Source organism: Paraburkholderia sp. BGA-UO-ETr-F12, from assembly GCF_059567945.1.
The window spans coordinates 21575-37929 of record NZ_JCAQOZ010000051.1 but is presented as its reverse complement, the minus strand read 5'-3'; the positions used below and the strand labels follow the sequence as shown (position 1 = coordinate 37929).

The following is a 16355-nucleotide window of genomic DNA, read 5'->3' as shown; positions in this document are numbered from 1 at the left end:
GCTGCGTCATTCGATGACGCCGGACTTTGTCACACCTCGATACCGTATGCCGCAATCTTCTTATAGAGCGTCGCGCGGCCCATGCCGATCTGCATCGCCGTCTCGATCACGCGGCCACCGTTGGCGCGCAGGGCGTCGCTCAGATACCGCTTTTCGAATGCGGCCATGGCCTCGCTCCACGAAGTCGCGCCGGGCGCCACCGAAGCCGGGTCCGAAGCCTGCGTCTCGGGGACCATAGATACCTGCGGACGATGGCCACCATGTGACGGACCGATAAACGGCGCCAGCGCACGCGCATCGATTCGCTCGCTGTCCGACAGCATCACCGCCCTTTCCAACGTATTGCGCAGCTCGCGCACATTGCCGGGCCAGCCGTACGAACACAGCAGCTGCAATGCATCGTCCTGCAATTCAAAGTGACTGGCGCCGCGCGCCTGCGTCGACAGGTCCTCCAGCATGGCGTAGGCAAGCGCTTCGATATCGGACAAACGCTCCCGAAGCGCCGGCGCCTGGATTGTCAGCACGTTAAGCCGATAGAACAGGTCTGCGCGGAAACGCCCCGCTGCGACCAGCGCCGGCAAATCGGCAGAAGTCGCGGCGATGATCCGCACATCCGCGCGCACGATCCGGTTCGAGCCGAGCGGCTCGAACTCCTTGTCCTGCAGCACGCGCAACAGCTTGCCCTGCAAAGGCAGCGGCATGTCGCCGATTTCGTCGAGAAACAGCGTGCCGCCGTTCGCGAGCTCAAATTTGCCGACCCGCCCTTTCCGGTCCGCGCCGGTATAGGCGCCGGGCGCGGCGCCGAAGAATTCGACTTCGAGCAACGTGTCCGGAATCGCCGCCACGTTGACCGTCACGAGCGGCTGATTCGCCCGCGCCGACCCGCCGTGAATGGCATGCGCCAGCAATTCCTTACCGGTGCCGGTTTCGCCGAGCAACAGTACGGGCGACTCGAGTTGCGCGGCGCGGCGCGCCTGGCGCTTGACCTCGAGACTCGCCGCGCTCGTGCCGACAAAACTGCCGAACGTGTACTTCGCCCGCCTTGCCTGCGCGAGCGACTGACGCGTCGCGATCAACTCTTCCTGCACGCGGGAATAGTGGGAAAAGAGCGGCGTGAGCGCCTTCAGTTCGTCGAACAACGCGAAACCCACCGCGCCGACCGTTTCGCCGGCGTCGTCTTTCAACGGCAGCCGCGTCACCACCAGCGGCTCGCGATCCGTTTCGAGGATGTCGAGCAGAATCGGTTTGCCGGTATTCACGACCTCGCGCATCAGGCTGTTAGGAATCACTTCCTCGCAATCCCGGCCGATCGCCTGCTGCGGGTCCGAAAAACCGAAGCGCGCCGCGTAGCGCTTGTTGATCCAGACGACGCGTGCCTCGGCGTCGACGATGAATGTGCCTTCACTGAAATTTTCGAACGTCCGGAAGAGCGATTCCATCGCCCGGCGGAGTACGTCGCCGTATGTGGCAGGAAGACCTGCCCAGTCGTTCATCATGGTGTCGCTGTCTCCGGCTATCGTTTTAGTTATGTTTGTCTCATATTGTAGACAGCTTATCTCATCGACGAGATCGCCAGCAAGCTCACCCAATAAGGGTTTAACCTCGAATGGACTTATGTTCGGCTGATTTGCGTCCCGATTTAGAGACGTTTGGGTACAATCGGCCGCATCACGTTTCAAACTTCGCCTGTGAAATCAATGGACAGGCCGCTTCAGTGCAGGTGGCATGGAATCTGCATTTGCGGGCGCCGGGCCGTCGCTCTCATTGGGACGGCATACACGTAGAACAACCAAGCTTCGGAGACTCAATGTCCTTTGTTATCGTCCTCGCCGCGCTGGCGTTTCTGATGTTTGCCGCGTATCGCGGCTACAGCGTCATTCTATTCGCGCCGATCGCCGCTCTCGGCGCGGTGCTGCTCACCGATCCGGGCGCCGTCGCCCCGGTGTTCTCCGGCATCTTCATGGAGAAGATGGTCGGTTTCGTGAAGCTTTACTTCCCGGTGTTTCTGCTGGGCGCGGTGTTCGGCAAGGTGATCGAACTATCCGGTTTCTCGGAGTCGATCGTGGCCGCGGCCATCCGCTACATTGGCCGCTCGCGCGCCAACGCGGTGATCGTCGCGGTGTGCGCCTTGCTCACCTATGGCGGCGTCTCGCTGTTCGTGGTGGTGTTCGCCGTCTATCCGTTCGCGGCCGAGCTGTACCGCCAGAGCAATATTCCGAAACGCCTGATGCCCGGCGCGATTGCGCTCGGCGCGTTCTCGTTCACGATGGATTCGCTGCCGGGCACGCCGCAGATCCAGAACATCATCCCGACCACCTTCTTCAAGACGACGTCCTGGGCCGCGCCTACGCTTGGCGTAATCGGCTCGCTGTTCATCATCGTGGTCGGCCTCACCTACCTGGAATGGCGCCGCCGCGCGGCCATGGCGACCGGCGAAGGCTACGGCACGGATCTCGTCAACGAACCGGAACGTGTCGAATCGAAGCAACTGCCGCATCCGCTGCTCGCGGTCGCGCCGCTGGTGCTGGTCGGCGTGGCGAACTTCCTGCTGACCCGCTGGATTCCGAACTGGTACGGCGCGTCGTACACGATCGCGCCGGACATCCTGCCGGGCATCCATGCACCGGTTACCACGACGATCAAAAGCGTCGTCGCGATCTGGGCCGTTGAAGGCGCGCTGTTGCTCGGTATCGTGATGGTCGTGGTAACGGCGTTCGGCCGCGTGCGCGAGCGCTTTGCGATCGGCACCAAGGCTGCGGTGGCGGGCGCGTTGCTGGCTTCGTTGAATACCGCTTCGGAGTATGGTTTCGGCGGCGTGATCGCGGCCTTGCCGGGCTTCCTGGTAGTGAGCGACGCGCTGAAGAGCATTCCGAATCCGCTCGTCAATGCCGCCGTTTCGGTGAGCTCGCTGGCGGGCATCACGGGTTCGGCATCGGGCGGTATGAGCATCGCCCTCGCGGCCATGTCCGACACGTTCATCAAGGGCGCGGAAGCGGCGCATATCCCGATGGAAGTGTTGCACCGGGTCGTCGCCATGGCGAGCGGCGGCATGGACACGCTGCCGCATAACGGCGCCGTGATCACACTGCTGGCGGTGACGGGGCTCACGCACCGCCAGTCGTACCGCGATATCTTCGCCGTGACGGTAATCAAGACGCTGGCGGTTTTCTTCGTGATCGCGGTGTACTACATGACCGGGCTGGTGTGATCGGCTGAGAAGTCAGTGCATCGACGCTTCGTCCAATCCGAAGTGATCGCATATCGCCTCATGCAGCGAGATCGCGCGTTCGTCCATTTCGGTTGTCCAACGTTCGCCGTTCTCGCATAGCCGTTGCAGTTCGCGGCACTGCTGTGCGAATCGCTGCTCCTGCACCACCAGGAACCCGCCGGCCGCGCTATGCGCCCAGCCGCCCAAGGCTTCCCGGTCCTCCTCTTCGACGATCGCCAACAGCCTTGGCAGATCGTTTTGAAGATGCTCCTTGAGCATGGTCATGTAACGCGACTTGTCGTCCGCGCCGAGCGTGTTCGCCGGGGCGGCTGGGGTGGCCGGGCCGGCCGCAGCCGGGACTGCGGCCGCCGGCGCAACTCTTGTTGATGCCGCCGCGTGCAGCGCCGCCGCCAACTCGTCCAGCGACGCCGGTTTCGCGACATACCCGCTAAAGCCTCGCTCGCGCCAGCCTGCCTCCTGCTGACTGTCGGTTACCGCGCTAAATGCAAGCACCGGCACGTCCGCGTGCGCTTCACGCAGTGCCGCCAGCAAGCCGTATCCATCCATGACCGGCATGTGAATATCGGTCAGCACCACTTCGAAATTCCCTTGCTCGAATGCTGCCAGCGCCTGGCGTCCGTCGCCGGCAATCGTCGGCAGGCAGCCCAGCGCGTCGAGTTGCTCGACGATCAGGGTCTGGATCAGCGGATTGTCTTCGGCGACCAGCACCGTCAAGCCCTGCAAGGCCGGATTGGCTTCGGGAAGCGGCAATGCGGCGGGAGCCGGCGGCAGCGCCGCCGTTACCTCGGCAGCCCCCGTGACGGCCATATCCACCGCAGCCAGAATCGCCTTGTGGCTGAACTCCGTCACTTCGAGCACGCCGTCGCCACGCGCTACCGGACGATGAGGTCCGGTGCGGGTGATCCACACCACGCCTGCCGGATGCGCCGCACGCAACGACGCAATCGCGTCGAGATCGTATTCGCCGGTGACCACCATCACGTCCGGCCGGTTCACACGCAACCATGCTTGTGCGCTGCGCATCGATCCGACCGTGTGAACCGCCCACCCTACCCGATGCAGGCCGCTGTCGATGATCTTCCCCGACTCGCGTTCCTGCGACACCACCAGCGCATTGCCCCGGTGAACCGGTTCGACGGCCGGCTCGCGCAACTCATCCGGAGGCGGTGCGAGCGGGATCGAAACGCTGAACGCGCTGCCGACACCCAGCACGCTTTCGACCGAAATATGGCCGCCCATCAGCTCGCACAGCCGCGCGCAGATCGACAAGCCAAGGCCGGTGCCGCCATAGCGGCTCGACGTGCTCGCTTCGCCCTGCTCGAACGGATTGAAAATGCGCGCCACCAGCGTCTGGTCCATGCCGATGCCCGAATCGCAGACCCGGCAGATCAAAATCGGGCGGCCCTGGAGGTCGTCCTTCACTTCCGCACTCAACGTGATCTTGCCGCACGACGTGAACTTGAACGCATTGCTCAGCAGGTTGTTGACGATCTGCGCAATGCGCGTGCGATCGCCGCGCAAGACCTGGTTGAGCGTCGGCGACAGATGCGAATAGAAACGAATCGCACGCTCGCCTGTCATCGGCGCGTAGGAAAGCGCGATATTTTCCAGATCGTCGATTGGTCTGAACGACTCGCTCACGAGTTTCATCTCACCGGCGTCGATCTTCGAAAAGTCGAGAATATCGTTGACGATGCCGCGCAGCGCACCGGCGGCCACCTCCAGCGTGGCGAGCCGTTGCGTATGCGCTTCGAGACCCGGGGTCCGCGCGAACAGTTCGAGGTTGCCGAGCAGCGCGTTCAACGGCGTGCGGATTTCGTGGCTCATCGACGCGAAGAAATTCGACCGCGCCCGCATCATGCTCTCGGAGTGCTGCTGCGCGAGCCGTAGTTGCTGTTCAAGCGCCTGCTGCGCGGTCACGTCGAGAATCGCGCAGAACAGGACGTCCTCGCCGGCATAACGTGCGGCCGCGTAAGTGAATTGCAGAAACTGCGCGGGTGGCGCTTCGCTCTCGTCCGCCGACACTGGTGCCTGTGGCTGCGCCTGCGGTTGCGGTTGCGGTTGCGGTTGCGGTTGCGATTGCGGTTGCGCTGGTGGCTGCGATAAATGCGCAGCGGGCGGCGAGGATCGCGCCGGCGCGACAAAAGCGGCGACCTTTGCAAACGCCATCACGGAAGGCTTATCCGGCGCCTGCGCCGAGAACTCGCCGACGATATGCGGCGGCAAGCGGTTGCTACCCGGTTCAATATGCAGCAGCTCGCCGGCCAACGCATTGGCAGTGAGAATCGAAAAATCGCTTTGCCGAACAATGCATAGACCAATCGGCGTCGCGCTGACGAGAATGTGATTGATGGTTTCGCTTTCCAGCGCACGGGTAGTTTCGGCGTACGTCTTCTGTAACAGACGCAGCCCCCACAGACGCGCGGTTAGCGCGATGGATCCCAGTACGAGAAGGGCAAGACCGGCAAGTGTCCCCAGTTGCCAGCGCAGCGCCCAGACTAACGCCCGCCACGGCAGAAAGCCTACCATTGAGCCGAATTCCGGCGTGAGCGGCTCGGCCAGCACAGCGCCGTCGCGCGTGTAGCGATAACCGTCGGAGGGCATGTCGACAACGATGTCCCGAAGCATTTGCAACGTGCCCGGATCGACCGGCGGCGAGGACACAATCACACGGCGATCCGGCCTCATGAGCAGCAGCGTCCCTTCGGCCGCCGGACGGCTGAAATAGTCCGGCAATCCGCTGACCGGGATATTCGTCGTGATGAGCGCGACCGGTGTGTCGCCGTCATAGTAGGCGCTCACGGCGGCGATCACCGGTATGCCCTGCAACGGTTCACGATAGGGGCCGAGCCAGATAAGCTCGCCTTTGCCTGGCACGCGCTTGCCGGTTTGAGCCTGCAACTGGCGCTCGATCGAGTCGCGCAGCGTGCCGATGGCTTCCGGTTGCGGCAACAGCGCATCGGTGCCGGATGCGGCGCCTGGCGCGTCGACTGCCGGAAGCATGACCGCGTAGTCTTCGTTCAGTCCGACCAGCATGGCACGCTGGCGCAACGCGAAGGCCTGCTCGGTCGCCAGCGTCGACTCCCCGGTCTGATACAGACGCGAGAGTTTCACATTCAACTGCGGCCCCCAGGCCGCCCGGGTCGCATCGCCGACCAGCAGATCGATGTGCGCGCCGCCCATCTCCACGAGGCTGCGCGCCGCCCCCGTTTTCTCGACCGATTCCACCATGCCCTCGGGTAACGGCAACTTACCGTCGAACGTGTTGTAGTAGGCCAGGGTCAATTCTGCGCGCCGCAAAAAAGCCTGCTCGCGATGCAGCAGCGCGGTGATATCAGCGGCATTCTGCGTGGCGAAGGCGCGCCGGTAATCCAGTTGTTTGGCCGCGGCGAGAACCGCCAGCAGCAACGTGAATATCACCACGATCAGCATCAACGATCCGATCGTCGCGAGATACAGGCGCTGTTGACGCTTCGCGCTTTGCGCGAGCGAAGCAAACGCGTGGGCCAGTGACTCCTGAGTCCGGTCGAGGATCTTCTGCATCGGGTCGCTTGAATAGCGGGTTCGCGCAGGCAGACCACTGCGGGTGTCGGGGGCGACGAAATGCGTCTGCAGGCCTTGTCCGGCGCAGTGTAACGCTTTTGAAGGGGCCGTGAAACGCATCTGGCACCCGTTTCGCCGACGACGCAGCGCGCATGAAGACAACCTTGCGATAACGGCACAGCGAGCGATAAACCTGAGTGGTTTACTGGGAAAACCCTCAAGCTCGCGTGGTTAATGCCGTTATTCCTTGCTTGGATGTAAGGACCGCGCGGTCGCGCGTCCGCACCTGCAAGGAAAGCCATGCGCAACAATCAGCCCGTCACCGGGCAAGAGTACGAATTCCCTTCGTCACAGATGCTTGTTTCCGCGACCGATCTGACCGGCCGCATCCAGTATTGCAACCCGGCCTTCATCGCCGTCTCGGGCTACACGCGCGAAGAACTGATTGGCCAGCCGCACAATCTGATCCGCCATCCCGACATGCCACGCGAAGCCTTCGCCGACATGTGGGCGACGATCCGCGACGGCCGCCCGTGGACCGCGCTCGTCAAGAATCGCCGCAAGAACGGCGACCACTACTGGGTGCACGCGAACGTCACGCCAGTGGTCGAAAAAGGCACCGTGGTCGGCTATCTGAGCGTGCGTGTGAAACCAGAACGCGACGCGGTGCGCGCCGCCGAAGCGCTGTACACGCGCATCCGTACCGGTGCGTCGCGTGCGTTCAGGCTGCATCGCGGCGTGGTCGTGCGTACGGGTGTGTCCGGCCGTGTGCAATCGCTGATGCGCCTGCCGGTCGCGACGCGTGCGGCGGTCGGCTATGCGATCACGCCGCTGGCTTTGTTGCTGACCGGCCTCGCTGCATGGGGAGGCACGCCGCCCGCGCCGTTCTGGATGGCGTTCGGCGTCACAACCGCGTTCAGCCTGCTGTCATGGCGGATGCTGACACGGCAACTCGCGAGACCGATTCGCGACATGTCCGGTTTCGCAACCCGCCTCGCCGCCGGCGACCTGACCGCCGATCTGATGATCGCGCGTCACGACGATCTCGGCGACGTGCTGCAGGCGTTGAATCAGTTGAAGGCCAATCTTGCGGCGATCGTCTACGACGTGCGCGCGCAGATCACCGGCATGCTCGACAACGCGCGTGAAATCTCCAGCGGCAATGTCGACCTCGCGCGCCGCACCGAATTGCAGGCGGCGTCGCTCGAAGAGACGGCGGCCACCATGGAACAATTGACCACTACCGTGCAAGCCAACGCCGACGCCAGCGTGCGCGCGCTCGATCTGGCGAAAGACGCGCAAGCGGCGGCGGCCGTCGGCGGCAAGATCGCGGGTCAGGTCGAGCAGACCATGGCCGGTATCACGGCGGCATCGAAACGCATTGCGGACATCACCGGCGTGATCGACGGCATCGCGTTCCAGACCAACATTCTCGCGCTCAATGCCGCCGTCGAAGCGGCCCGCGCGGGCGAGGCGGGCCGCTCGTTCGCGGTCGTCGCGGGCGAAGTGCGGATGCTGGCGCAACGGTGCGCGGCGTCGTCGAAGGAAATCAAGACGGTCGTCGAGGCGAGCGCGACCGAAGTGGCGCTGGGCACGGAACTGGTTGCCCGCACCACCTCGCAGATGCGCGTGATCGACGAGGCAGTGAGCCGGGTGTCGTCGATCATCGTCGACGTGGCGAATGCGAGCAGCGAGCAGGCGGAGGGGATTCGCCAGGTCAACCAGGCGGTCTCGCATCTGGACGGCGCCACCCAGCAGAACGCCGCACTGGTCGAACAGGCGGCCGCCACGGCGCAGCGTCTGGCGGAGCAGGCCGACGTGCTGGACGAAGCAGTGCGCCTGTTCACGGTCGCCGATGCAACGCCCGCGCCGCGTGCCGTGCAACCGGCGCCCGCGCACCATGCGGCGCTGCATGTGACACTTAAGCCGGCGCCCGGATTCAGGCACGACACGACGCACGCAATGACGCCCGAAGCCCGGCAGGAAGAAGCGGCTTTAATCTGACGGATCGGCGTTACTCCCACCTCGACAGCAGGGAATTGGCGCAGCACGATGAAGGCGTCAGCGCTCAGTTGGTTGTAAGGACACGCTGACCCGAGTAACAACGGCGTTTAGCAGCCCGTCCCTCCATGGACGGGCTTTTTTTTGCACGTTGTTTCCGGCGCGGCGCCGGTCCTAGCCGAAGCGCGCGTCAGCACCATGACAGCCACGGAGAAGGGTTGCACCGCAGCAGGGCATGAAAAATGAAGCCGGCGCAGCGGGGAGTCGCGTTAAACTGGCTGTTCACGATCGGGCGGCCCGCGATCGGGCGGCCGTCACGGTCCGCGTTGCCCAGCAGGCCTCGCCAGCTATTGGCCAGCGCGGCGCCCGGCAGATAGATAGACGGAAGGGTAGATTCCCAGATGTGAGCGCGGCGCGACAGACGGCGCGCCAGCCTGCCTTTACAATGGTTCGATCAACAACGGAACAAGGACAAACTCGATGCGCACTACCGGGTCCTCCGGGTCAATGGCCCTGCTCACCGAATACGACGACGCAACGGCGCGCGAACTCCGCTCGCTGCGCCTCGAATCGACAGAAGACGGCAAAGGCATTCTTCTGATCGAGGTCGATGAGCGCAAGCCAGGCATTCACCGCGAAGTGCGCTACGAAATCACGCCTGCCGAACTGATTGCGGCCATTCGCGCGCACGGCGCGGAGTTGCCGGGCGAACAGCACAATCATCGCCCGTAAAGCTGTCGCGTTCGGCATTGCGCTTGTCACTTGCAATAAATGCCTCACGCGGCGTCTGCACCGTCAAGCCTGGTTTGTGTACTGCGGGGCGCCCTACGGGCGTCCGTAGCGCGTTATTCGCCGCTCGCTTGTGGCGTATGCTTTAATCATTTCAGCTTGTTCGATTTGCGCATTTAATCCGCATTTTTAATTCGCCAGGCCTGTTACGGCCCGGTTTTCAAGCGCCAGATAGCGGTCCGTTTGCCGAGCGTTTGCACGTCTTGAAAATGCGTCCATAATCTTTACATTCTCCCTTGCTTTTCCTACCAGCGCCGTGCTCGAAAGGGCTGCGGATGTAAGCCGATGCTACATGATCTCGTCGAGCAATATGGACCGGCGCTCGTCTTCGCGAACGTGCTGGCAGCCTCTCTCGGGCTGCCGGTGCCGGCGATGCCGTCGCTCGTGCTGTTCGGGGCGATGGCGGCCATGCACCCCGGCTCCGTGGGTACGCAGTTGATGCCGGTTCTCGTGTTGTCGATATTCGCCACACTGATCGGCGACAGCGCCTGGTATCTCGCCGGCCGTTTGTACGGCGGCAACACGCTAAAAGCGATCTGCCGTCTTTCCCTGTCGCGCGACACCTGTGTAAAAAAGACCGAACGCTTCTTCGGCCGTTGGGGCGTGCGCGTGCTGACCGTGGCGAAGTTCGTGCCGGGTCTGTCGATCGTATCGATTCCGATGGCCGGCGCGATGGGCGCGCGCTACCGCACGTTTCTCACTTATGACGGTATTGGCGCGGCCTTGTGGTCGGGCACCGGTTTGATCATCGGCGCGTTGTTCGCCAAGCAGATCGACATGCTGTTCAGCATGGCCGGACGGCTCGGCCGCACCGCCGCGCTGGTGGCCGTCGCGTTGCTGCTGCTGTATGCGGCCTACCGCTGGATCCGCCGGCGCCAACTGATCGCCAAGCTGGCGACCCAGCGAATGGAAGTCGACGAACTGGCGAAGCTGGTCGCGGCAGGCAAGACGCCGATCCTGTTCGACATCCGTTCGCAGGAAAAGCGCGCGCTCGACCCGTTCGTAATTCCCGGTTCGCAATTTGCCGACGAGCGGCAACTCGACGAGATCGTCGCGACGTACCCGCACGATCAGAAGGTGGTGATTTACTGTTCGTGCCCAAACGAAATATCCGCGGCATGGATGGCCAAACAGATGAACGAAGCCGGCTTCGCCGACGTGCTGCCGTTGCGCGGCGGCATGGAAGCCTGGCGCGATTCGGGCAGAGCGGTGGACGCGCTGCCCGGCATGCCACCGCCCGAGGTGGCGGTCGACGACGACATCGCGCCAAAGGCCGTGTAGCGCGGCAGCGCGTTCACATCGGCGCCCTCGCGCGCCCGCGCCGCTTCGCCCGTCGTGTCGATCAATCAGGATGAACACAGAAGGAGCGGTTCAATGCTGTCGACTCAAGAAGCAGAAGGGCAACAAGCCGTCGTCGCCGACGCGCCGTTTTCGTCGCTCTCGACGCGCATGCATCAGATGTTCCCCGAACTCACGTGCACGGAAATCGACCGTCTGCGCCGGTTCGGCGAAGTGGGCCACTGGGAAGCCGGTGAGTTGCTGTTCGAAACCGGCCATACCGGTCCCGGCATGTTCGTGGTGTTAAAAGGACACGTCAAAATCTATCAGCGCGACGGCATTGGGCGCGAGGTCGTGATTGCGGAACACGGCGCGGGGCACTTTCTCGCTGAAGTCGGTCAACTGTCCGGGCGGCCCGCACTTGTGAACGGCATGGCTGTCGACGCGGTCGACGCGCTGCTGATTCCGCCGGTCAAGCTGCGCGCGCTGATTGTCGCCGAGGCCGAACTCGGCGAGCGCATCATGCGCGCGCTGATCCTGCGGCGCGTGTCGCTGATCGAAAAAGGTGCGGGCGGTCCGATCCTGATCGGCAATAGCCGGGACTCGAGGCTTGTGATGTTGCAAGGCTTCCTGTCGCGCAACGGTCATCCTCACTCGGTCATCGACGAACGCGACGAAGACGCGCTGCGTCTGATCGAGCAATTCGCCGCGCAACAGGAAGACATGCCGCTGGTGATCTGCCCGGACGGCTCGGTGCTGCGTCACCCCAGCATGCCGGAACTCGCCACCTGCCTCGGCTTGCTGCCCGATCTCGACGATTCGCATGTGTACGACGTCGCGATTGTCGGCGCGGGACCGGCGGGCCTTGCTACGGCCGTGTACGCGGCCTCCGAAGGCCTGTCGGTCATCGTGCTCGACAGCCGCGCCCCGGGCGGCCAGGCCGGCGCCAGCTCTCGGATCGAAAACTATCTCGGCTTTCCGACCGGCATTTCCGGCCAGGCGCTGGCCGGCCGCGCCTTCGTGCAGGCGCAGAAATTCGGCGCGCACGTCGCGATTCCGGTCCACGTAAAAGCGCTGCATTGCGGAGAGTCGCCTTACCGGCTGGAGCTCAAGTGCGGCGGCCAGATCACCTCCCGCACGATTGTGATCGCGAGTGGCGCGGTCTATCGGCGGCCGGCGCTGGAAGGGCTCGACCGCTTCGATGGGCGCGGCGTCTATTATTGGGCGTCGCCGGTCGAGGCCAAGCTGTGCAAGCGCCAGGAGATCGTACTGGTGGGTGGCGGCAACTCGGCGGGCCAGGCGATCGTCTATCTGGCTACACACGCGGCCAAGGTTCACGTGCTGATCCGCCGCAGCGGCTTTGAAGCCACTATGTCGCGCTATCTGATCGACCGGATCCGCTCTCTTCCGAATGTATTCGTGCACCCGAACTCGGAAATTGGCCGGCTTGAAGCGGACGAAATCGGCCTCGCGTCCGTCGTCCTGAAGAAGCCGCTGCCTGACGGCACCGAAAGCTTCGATACGCGGCATCTGTTCCTTTTCACCGGCGCGGATCCGAATACCGACTGGCTGCGCACCTGCGGCGTGGCACTGGACGACAAGGGCTTCGTGCTAACCGGCACCAGCGTGGACGGTGCATCCGTGTGCGATCTCGCGACTACCGTCGATGGCGTCTATGCGATCGGCGACGCGCGCGCCGGCTCGACGAAACGCGTCGCGGCGGCGGTCGGCGAAGGCGCGGCGGTGGTTGCGCAGATCCATCAACTGCTGGCCGTGTCGGCGGGAGAAGCGGTCGCATTGGGGGCTTGAGACCCCCCGCTGGAATACGCGCAGACCCGGCGGGCCGCCTTGGGCGGGTCGCCGGGTAATCTGCTGTTACACACGCCTTCAACTGGTTGCACCTGCTTTGCTTTCTGTTCCGTAAGATTGTCGTCAGCTATTCGACAGTGAATGGCTGACTCTTTCGGAACAGGAGACAAGCATGATCCAACGCGCGATCGTTTTCGCCGCCTTCGGCCTTGCCGCCGCCTGCGTATCGACCTCCGCCCTAGCGCGGGTGGACGTCGGCGTGTTCGTCAACACGCCGGGCCCCGTGTACGCCCAGCCGCCCGTGGTTTATGCACCCCCACCTGTGTATGCGCCGCCGCCGGTGATTTATGCGCCGGTGCGGCCGGCGTACGGCTATGGGTATCGGGGCGATTACTACCGCGGGTATCGTGGGCACCATGACCATGGCCGCCACCGCGGCTGGGATCGGCACCATCGGTGAGACCAGCCATGTCCGGTCGGCCGCGTTGCCTTGCATCGCGCCATGCGCCGGTCGTGCCGCACGCCGATTCGTCTTGCGTAATCGCGCTACAGTAGCGGCTGCTGATCCTGGCCGGACCTCGCGTCCGTTCCCATCGCCGTCACGAGTGGCCCACACTCGTGACTCAACAAGTCCGTAATTCAGGCCGTGACCGACGCTCGCGTGAAGACTCTTCCTCTATCCGCCGCGCGCACCCTGCATCTGGCCGCGCAAGGTTTGCTGACACCGCCGCGCCGCAAAGCCGTCAAGGCTGACGTGCTCGACGCCATCCGGCGCATGGCGCAATTGCAGATCGACACGATTCACGTGGTCGCGCGCAGTCCGTATCTCGTGCTGTTCAGCCGGCTCGGCGCGTATCCGCAGCAGTGGCTCGACGAACATCTCGCCGAAGGCAACCTGTTCGAATACTGGTCGCATGAAGCCTGTTTCGTGCCGACCGAAGACTACGGCCTGCTGCGTCACCGCATGCTCGACCCGAGCGACATGGGTTGGAAGTACGCCGCCGAGTGGCACAAGAAGCATCGCAAGGACATCGATAAACTGCTGGCGCATATTCGTGCGACGGGCCCGGTGCGGTCAGCGGACTTCGTCCGCGAGGCAGGCAAGGGGAACGGCTGGTGGGACTGGAAGCCGGAGAAACGCCATCTGGAAGTGCTGTTCGCGATTGGGCAACTGATGGTGGCCGAGCGGCGCAATTTTCATCGCGTCTACGATCTGACCGAACGCGTATTACCGGATTGGGACGACGCGCGCGATCTGCCGCCGCGAGAAACCGTCACTGCACAAACGTTACGCCGTACCTGCCGCGCGCTCGGCGTCGTGCGTGCCGATTGGGTCGCGGATTATTACCGGCTGCCGCGCCGCCCCTATCGCGACGAACTGCGAGCGCTTGCCGACCAGGGAGAGTTGATTCCGGTGCAAGTGGAGGGCTGGAAGCAGGACACCTTCGTCCATCATGAATTCGCGCCGATGATCGACGACGCGGCGAGCGGCAGGCTCGCGTCAACCGTCACCACGGTGCTGTCACCGTTCGATCCGGTGGTATGGGACCGCAAGCGCGCCGCCGCGCTCTTCGACTTCGACTATGCGATCGAATGCTACACACCGGCGGCAAAGCGCAAATACGGCTACTTCGTGTTGCCGCTTTTGAGCCGGGGGCGCCTGGTCGGCCGCGTGGATGCGAAAGCGCATCGGACCCACGGCGTGTTCGAACTGAAATCGCTGCACATCGAACCCGGCGTGCGATTCAGCGCGAGGCTTGCGGGCGATCTGCGCCGGGCTCTGCAACGCTGTGCGGACTGGCACGGCACACCGCAACTGGAAATCGCCTCGGCGCCGCCGGAATGGCTTGACGCGTTAAGCGCGGACAGCAGGATGGACGCGTAATCGCGCGACACTCGCGCTCGACCATCCGCGGTCTTAATGCAGCGCCGCCCACGCGAGTGACAACGAAAACACGCCGAGCACGATCGACGCGCCACGCTGCATCTTTACCGGATTCAGCCAAGTGAGTTTGCCGCTGCCGAGCGCCGCACCGAACGCGATCCATACAAATGCGATCGGCACCAGCAGGCAGGCGAACATCAGCATCGCCACGGCATACGCGGGAACCTGCGCGAACGCGATGGCCGGAAAGATCGTGCCCGCGAACAACAGGCCTTTCGGGTTGAGTAGCGTCGCCACGAACAGCGTGCGCATCCCGCTCGCCCGCTGAGTCGAGTCAGGCAACGCCACCGCCGCGCGCCACATATCGACCGCGAGATACGCTATGTACACGCCGGCCGCCACACGTAGCAGCGACGGCAACCACGGCAACGCGCGCGCGGCTTGCGCGAGAAAATGTCCCCACACTGAAATCGACAGGAGATAGCCGGCCAGTTCGGCAGCGATCAGCGGCAACGAGCGCTGTATGCCCTGGCGCAACCCGCCCGCAGCGAGCAGCGTATTGGTTGGGCCCGGCGTAACCAGTACGACGATAATGCCGAGCGCCAGCAACGCGATTTCAGACGAGGAAAGCATAAAAAAGGCGCAATGTTATAAACAATGCGCCTTTTTATCACAGAGTGGAGCGCCGCCGACATGACGCGGCGCCTGCGATCCGAATCACACCGCCTTCAGCGTTCCAGCTTGGCGCGCAATTCGCGGGCGGCTTCCAGCAGCCCCTGATAACCCGAACGTGCGTGCTCCGGCAGGTCGGGATCGCCGACGAACGCGCCGAGCGTTTCGATCAGGCTATACAGAATGCCCTTCGCGGCACCCGAAGCAATGCTGCCTGACGACACCTGCTGATCCACGTGACTGAGCGCCGCATCGAGGTGTTCCAGATCGGGCCGGTCGCCCGGGGGAGGCTGAGGCGTTACGTCTTGCGTCATGATGAAACATCGCTCCGTTTAATGCATCGGTGAATAAAACCATCCTTTCACGTTGTTATATACCGATCGTGCCCCGCCGTCCATTCGTGATCGGACCCAGCACGATTCACATCAGCGATTCTTCGCGGCACGAACTTTATCTGCTCTTGACCCTCACGCGATAAGCACAGCGACGCGCGCCCAAAAGCACATGCTCCTCGCGCTCGATCGCGCCATCCTCACCGACGATCTCCGCGAACAGTTGCAACTCCGAGCGGCAAAAACCCTGGCAGGTGCGCGCCGCCGCGCAGATCGGACAGTGGTTCTCGAGCAGCAGCCAGTCGCGCCCGTCTTTTTGCAATTCGGCCATATAGCCGTCGGCGCTGCGCAACTCCGCGAGCCGGGTGAGCCGCGCCTTGAGACTCTTGATCGGCTTGAGCGCGGCGAGATAGTTCGCGCGCGCTTCCATTGCGCGCTGATCGATCAGTTTGTCGAGCCCGTCTTCGCCGAATAACTGGCGAATCGAACCGAGCAATTGCACAGTCAATTGCGAATGCGTGTCCGGAAAGCGCGCGTTGCCCGCTTCCGTCAAACCCCAGCTTTGACTCGGCCGCCCCGGCCCCGCCTGCGACGCCTGGCGCCCTTCGATCAGGCCTTGCGCCAGCAGCTTCTGGATCTGCTGTCGCGCAGCCTCGACGGTGATGCCGAGTTCGCTCGCAATCGAAGCCGTCGACAAAGGCCCCTGCGTCTTCAACAGATTCAGGATGCGATCCACCGGCGCAGACGTTGACACGGCCTGCGCGCCGACCGTCGAATTTTCCAAGCTTTCATTTGCATATCTCATCGGGGCACATTA

12 protein-coding genes are annotated in these 16355 nt (G+C 63.5%); 7 read left to right on the top strand and 5 right to left on the bottom strand.

Annotated elements, in window-relative coordinates; translation table 11 throughout:
* Positions 1-29: 29 nt before the first annotated feature.
* On the bottom strand, positions 30-1496 hold the full coding sequence (locus AC57B6_RS22290) for a sigma-54 interaction domain-containing protein (RefSeq protein WP_496422125.1): 1467 nt from the start codon (positions 1494-1496) through the stop codon (positions 30-32).
* A gap of 311 nt (positions 1497-1807) precedes the next feature.
* Here AC57B6_RS22290 and AC57B6_RS22285 point away from each other — a divergent pair, with 311 nt between their 5' ends.
* The gene (locus AC57B6_RS22285; RefSeq protein ID WP_028196043.1) at positions 1808-3208 is read left to right on the top strand and encodes a GntP family permease; all 1401 of its coding nucleotides are present in this window, start codon (positions 1808-1810) and stop codon (positions 3206-3208) included.
* A 12-nt stretch (positions 3209-3220) separates the two neighbouring features.
* Here the strand turns inward: AC57B6_RS22285 and AC57B6_RS22280 are convergent, their stop codons facing one another.
* Positions 3221-6772 carry an ATP-binding protein gene (locus tag AC57B6_RS22280; RefSeq protein ID WP_496422124.1) on the bottom strand — a complete coding sequence of 1184 codons (3552 nt, stop codon included), beginning with the start codon at positions 6770-6772 and terminating at the stop codon, positions 3221-3223.
* 300 nt (positions 6773-7072) lie between these two features.
* On the opposite strand from AC57B6_RS22280, the gene AC57B6_RS22275 reads away from it, so the two are divergent.
* The 6 genes from AC57B6_RS22275 (at position 7073) to AC57B6_RS22250 (ending at position 14534) form a co-directional block, all read left to right on the top strand.
* Complete coding sequence (locus AC57B6_RS22275; protein WP_496422123.1) at positions 7073-8776, top strand: methyl-accepting chemotaxis protein; 1704 nt, start codon at positions 7073-7075, stop codon at positions 8774-8776.
* 477 nt (positions 8777-9253) lie between these two features.
* Positions 9254-9505: a hypothetical protein gene (locus AC57B6_RS22270; protein WP_028196040.1), complete on the top strand. Its 252-nt coding sequence runs from the start codon at positions 9254-9256 to the stop codon at positions 9503-9505.
* 342 nt (positions 9506-9847) lie between these two features.
* Complete coding sequence (locus AC57B6_RS22265; protein WP_028196039.1) at positions 9848-10843, top strand: DedA family protein/thiosulfate sulfurtransferase GlpE; 996 nt, start codon at positions 9848-9850, stop codon at positions 10841-10843.
* A gap of 93 nt (positions 10844-10936) precedes the next feature.
* Positions 10937-12649: an FAD-dependent oxidoreductase gene (locus AC57B6_RS22260; RefSeq protein ID WP_406869037.1), complete on the top strand. Its 1713-nt coding sequence runs from the start codon at positions 10937-10939 to the stop codon at positions 12647-12649.
* Between the two features lie 172 nt (positions 12650-12821).
* On the top strand, positions 12822-13109 hold the full coding sequence (locus AC57B6_RS22255) for a hypothetical protein (protein ID WP_496422122.1): 288 nt from the start codon (positions 12822-12824) through the stop codon (positions 13107-13109).
* 201 nt (positions 13110-13310) lie between these two features.
* Positions 13311-14534: a winged helix-turn-helix domain-containing protein gene (locus tag AC57B6_RS22250; protein WP_496422121.1), complete on the top strand. Its 1224-nt coding sequence runs from the start codon at positions 13311-13313 to the stop codon at positions 14532-14534.
* Positions 14535-14567: 33 nt separating this feature from the next.
* Here AC57B6_RS22250 and AC57B6_RS22245 read toward each other — a convergent pair whose 3' ends face one another.
* The 3 genes from AC57B6_RS22245 to AC57B6_RS22235 form a co-directional block, all read right to left on the bottom strand.
* Complete coding sequence (locus tag AC57B6_RS22245) at positions 14568-15167, bottom strand: LysE family translocator (RefSeq protein ID WP_028196035.1); 600 nt, start codon at positions 15165-15167, stop codon at positions 14568-14570.
* Positions 15168-15262: 95 nt separating this feature from the next.
* Positions 15263-15520: a hypothetical protein gene (locus AC57B6_RS22240; RefSeq protein ID WP_028196034.1), complete on the bottom strand. Its 258-nt coding sequence runs from the start codon at positions 15518-15520 to the stop codon at positions 15263-15265.
* A gap of 136 nt (positions 15521-15656) precedes the next feature.
* On the bottom strand, positions 15657-16343 hold the full coding sequence (locus AC57B6_RS22235; protein WP_496422120.1) for a helix-turn-helix transcriptional regulator: 687 nt from the start codon (positions 16341-16343) through the stop codon (positions 15657-15659).
* Positions 16344-16355: the final 12 nt, after the last annotated feature.

What these genes read in the sequence shown, in the direction of transcription:
- AC57B6_RS22290 (WP_496422125.1), bottom strand. Translation starts at nt 1,496, where the DNA reads ATGATGAACGACTGGGCAGGTCTTCCTGCCACATACGGCGACGTACTC.
- AC57B6_RS22285 (WP_028196043.1), top strand. Translation starts at nt 1,808, where the DNA reads ATGTCCTTTGTTATCGTCCTCGCCGCGCTGGCGTTTCTGATGTTTGCC.
- AC57B6_RS22280 (WP_496422124.1), bottom strand. Translation starts at nt 6,772, where the DNA reads ATGCAGAAGATCCTCGACCGGACTCAGGAGTCACTGGCCCACGCGTTT.
- AC57B6_RS22275 (WP_496422123.1), top strand. Translation starts at nt 7,073, where the DNA reads ATGCGCAACAATCAGCCCGTCACCGGGCAAGAGTACGAATTCCCTTCG.
- AC57B6_RS22270 (WP_028196040.1), top strand. Translation starts at nt 9,254, where the DNA reads ATGCGCACTACCGGGTCCTCCGGGTCAATGGCCCTGCTCACCGAATAC.
- AC57B6_RS22265 (WP_028196039.1), top strand. Translation starts at nt 9,848, where the DNA reads ATGCTACATGATCTCGTCGAGCAATATGGACCGGCGCTCGTCTTCGCG.
- AC57B6_RS22260 (WP_406869037.1), top strand. Translation starts at nt 10,937, where the DNA reads ATGCTGTCGACTCAAGAAGCAGAAGGGCAACAAGCCGTCGTCGCCGAC.
- AC57B6_RS22255 (WP_496422122.1), top strand. Translation starts at nt 12,822, where the DNA reads ATGATCCAACGCGCGATCGTTTTCGCCGCCTTCGGCCTTGCCGCCGCC.
- AC57B6_RS22245 (WP_028196035.1), bottom strand. Translation starts at nt 15,167, where the DNA reads ATGCTTTCCTCGTCTGAAATCGCGTTGCTGGCGCTCGGCATTATCGTC.
- AC57B6_RS22240 (WP_028196034.1), bottom strand. Translation starts at nt 15,520, where the DNA reads ATGACGCAAGACGTAACGCCTCAGCCTCCCCCGGGCGACCGGCCCGAT.
- AC57B6_RS22235 (WP_496422120.1), bottom strand. Translation starts at nt 16,343, where the DNA reads ATGAGATATGCAAATGAAAGCTTGGAAAATTCGACGGTCGGCGCGCAG.